Genomic DNA, 3,010 nt, shown 5'->3' with positions numbered 1-3,010 from the left:
CCTTAAAAATGTCTGTTTGAGTTATAACCCCAACGAGGTTTCCTGTGCCGTCAACCACAGGGAGACCACTTATATCTTTCTCTTCCATGATTCTTGCAGCATCCTCTATGGGAGTGTTTTCATTTACGGTGATCACGTTTTTTGTCATAATCTCTTCTATCTTCAATTTGGATAAAAGATAGTGAAGCTCCCATATGTTGAGAGTGGTGACTTTAGAGGGCGAGGCATAGAGAAGGTCTTTTTCTGTGACAATTCCAACTATCTTATTGTCTTTCATGACAATCAGGCGTTTGATCTTATTCTGTTTCATGAGTTTGAGAGCTTCGGAAAATGAGGTTTCAGGAGCTATTGTTATTGGGTTTTTTGTCATAAAATCCTTTACCAGCATGTTATTCCCTCCTCATGCAACTCCCAAGTAAGCCTTCTTCACCATTTCGTTATCCAGTAATTCCTTCGCTTCACCTTCGAGAACAATTCTTCCTGTTTCTAAGACATAGCCATAGTGGGCAATTTTGAGGGCACCAAGGGCGTTCTGTTCCACAAGCAGAATTGTGGTTCCTTCCTCGTTGATCTTTTTGATGACATCGAAAACCTCAGAAACCAGTATGGGAGCAAGACCAAGGGAAGGTTCGTCCATCATTAAGAGTTTTGGCCTGCTCATCAGTGCTCTTCCAATGGCAAGCATCTGCTGCTCTCCTCCGGAAAGGGTACCTCCGAGCTGCTTCAATCTTTCCTTCAACCTTGGAAAGAGAGAAAAAATCCATTCTAGATCCTGCTTTATTCCTTCTTTGTCTTTTCTGTTGTATGCTCCCATCATCAAATTCTCAAGAACAGTGAGTTCAGGAAAGATTCTTCTTCCCTCGGGAACAAGTGCAATTCCCATTCTGTTTATCACATGAGGTGGTGTATTTGTAATATCTTGATCGTTGAAGAAAACTTTACCTTCCTGTACTTTCACCAGTCCAGCTATTGCAGAGAGTGTGGTTGTTTTCCCGGCACCGTTTGCTCCAATGAGCGTAACAATTTTTCCCTTTGGAACTCTTAAATCTATTCCTTTGAGTGCGTGAATTGCCCCATAGTAGACATGCATATTTTTCACTTCAAGAACGATGTCAGACACTCTCCCACTCCCTTCCAAGGTAAGCCTCTATGACCCCTGGATCGTTTTGAACCTCTTTTGGAGTGCCTTCAGATATGATCCTACCATAGTCCATTACAATGATTCTTTCACATATTCCCATGACCAGTTTCATGTCGTGTTCTATTAAAAAGACCGTGAGCTTGAAATCTTTTCTTATTCTTTCTATAAACTCCATCAAATCCTCTGTTTCTCTTGGGTTCATACCTGCTGCGGGTTCGTCCAGGAGAATCAATTTGGGATCTGTTGCAAGAGCGCGGGCTATCTCCAGTTTTCTTTGATCTCCATATGGAAGTGAAGAAGCCTTCTCGTACATTACCTTTTCAAGTCCTACCCTCTTTATCAAATCTTTTGCCTTCTCAAGCATTTCCCTTTCTTTCTTCATGTATCCAATCTTCGTAACTGAACGCCAGAACCAGAAATGCCCTTCTCCTTTTTTCTTTTTTCCGTGCTTTAGAAGAATTTTTTCCACATTCGGATTGGAAAGAACGTGGTGCTGAGCAACAAGGACATTCTCAAGTACAGTCATGTCGGAGAACAATCTGATGTTCTGGAAAGTCCTTGCTATTCCCAGGTGAGTGATCTGGTATGGTTTCAAACCAGTGATGTCTATACCATCGAATATGATTCTGCCTTTTGTAGGACTATATATTCCCGTTATCACATTGAAAACCGTAGTTTTCCCTGCACCGTTTGGTCCTATGAGTCCAACAAGTTCTCCTTCTCTTATCTCATTGCTGAAATCATCAACTGCCACAAGACCACCGAATTGCATTGTGACATGGTCAAGTATAAGAAGCGGTTTTTTAGAGAGATCGGCGACAGTCATCTGTCTTCACCATCCTTACCTCGAGCAAAAATCCAGTTGTACAGGTTGTTCCATGTGAGTTCTTCCCTTCCCATTATTCCCCTTCGCCAGAATATCATAACGAGAATGAAAATAACGGATATAACCAGGATTCTCATGCCTTTTATACCGGGAACGTGGATGCCAAAGAAGTTGAAAGGTTCCTCTAAATCTCTGAGCCACTCAAACAGTATTGTGAAAAGTGCTGCTCCTATGAGTGAGCCCGATATACTACCCAGCCCTCCGAGGACTATCATGATGAGAATGTAAAAAGTGAGCATGGGACCAAGTGTGGTGATTCTGGGATCTATTGTTGTAACCCAGTGGGCATAAAGGGAGCCTGAAACACCCGCAAAGAACGCTCCTGTGACGAAGGAAAGAAGCTGGTGTTTAAAAACGTTTATTCCCATTGCTTCTGCAGCAATTCTGTCTTCTCTTATAGCCTTTAACGCCCTTCCATAACTGCTGTTCACAAGGCTTGCAATGAACAGAACAGTGACGAACAACCACCCATAACACCACCAGATGTTTGAATACTCTGGAATGCCTTTCAAACCTAAAGGACCGTTTGTAACACTGATAGCGTTCAAAGCGATGATTCTTATCACTTCGGCAAAACCGAGGGACGCTATAGCAAGATAGTCACCTGACAGTCTCAGAACAGGCCATCCTATGAGAAATGCAAACAGTGCCGCCATCATTCCTCCTGCGATTGTGGCCGTGAAAAAATCGGTGTGCAGGTTGGCAAGCCAGGGGACAATGGGTTCTATTATGAAAGACATGGTTTTCTGTTCTGGAGAAAGAGTGAGCAATGAGGCGGTGTAGGCTCCTATCAAAATGAAACCTGCGTGTCCAAGAGAGAATATACCCGTGATTCCATTTATCAGGTTCAAACTCACTGCCATAACTCCGTATATGGCAATGAGTCTCACTACCCTCAGCTGGTAGCTATCAAGGTATTTATTGGCCAGATGGAGAAGGAGTATCATAAAAAGAATAAAAGCGACAGTAAGAATTACATTTGT

At 42.7% G+C, this 3,010-nt stretch carries 4 protein-coding genes; all 4 read right to left on the bottom strand.

Features of this window, described 5'->3' with window-relative positions:
* A partial coding sequence (locus J7K79_RS03960) for a CBS domain-containing protein (protein ID WP_296905402.1) occupies nucleotides 1-388 on the bottom strand: 388 nt, incomplete at its 3' end.
* A gap of 12 nt (nucleotides 389-400) precedes the next feature.
* Nucleotides 401-1,120, bottom strand: coding sequence for an ABC transporter ATP-binding protein (locus tag J7K79_RS03955; RefSeq protein ID WP_296905400.1), 720 nt, complete (start codon nucleotides 1,118-1,120; stop codon nucleotides 401-403).
* On the bottom strand, nucleotides 1,113-1,967 hold the full coding sequence (locus tag J7K79_RS03950) for an ABC transporter ATP-binding protein (RefSeq protein ID WP_296905398.1): 855 nt from the start codon (nucleotides 1,965-1,967) through the stop codon (nucleotides 1,113-1,115). Before J7K79_RS03950 ends, J7K79_RS03955 begins: the two co-directional genes overlap by 8 nt.
* Nucleotides 1,964-3,010: branched-chain amino acid ABC transporter permease (locus J7K79_RS03945; RefSeq protein WP_296905396.1), on the bottom strand; the 1,047-nt coding region annotated here is incomplete at its 5' end. The genes J7K79_RS03945 and J7K79_RS03950, both read right to left, overlap by 4 nt.

Source organism: Thermotoga sp., assembly GCF_021162145.1.
Taxonomy (GTDB): Bacteria; Thermotogota; Thermotogae; order Thermotogales; family Thermotogaceae; genus Thermotoga.
This window is presented reverse-complemented; position numbering and strand designations above follow the sequence as displayed.

Bases quoted from the DNA above. Each gene is read 5' to 3' on its own strand.
- J7K79_RS03950 (WP_296905398.1), bottom strand. From the start codon at position 1,967: ATGACTGTCGCCGATCTCTCTAAAAAACCGCTTCTTATACTTGACCAT.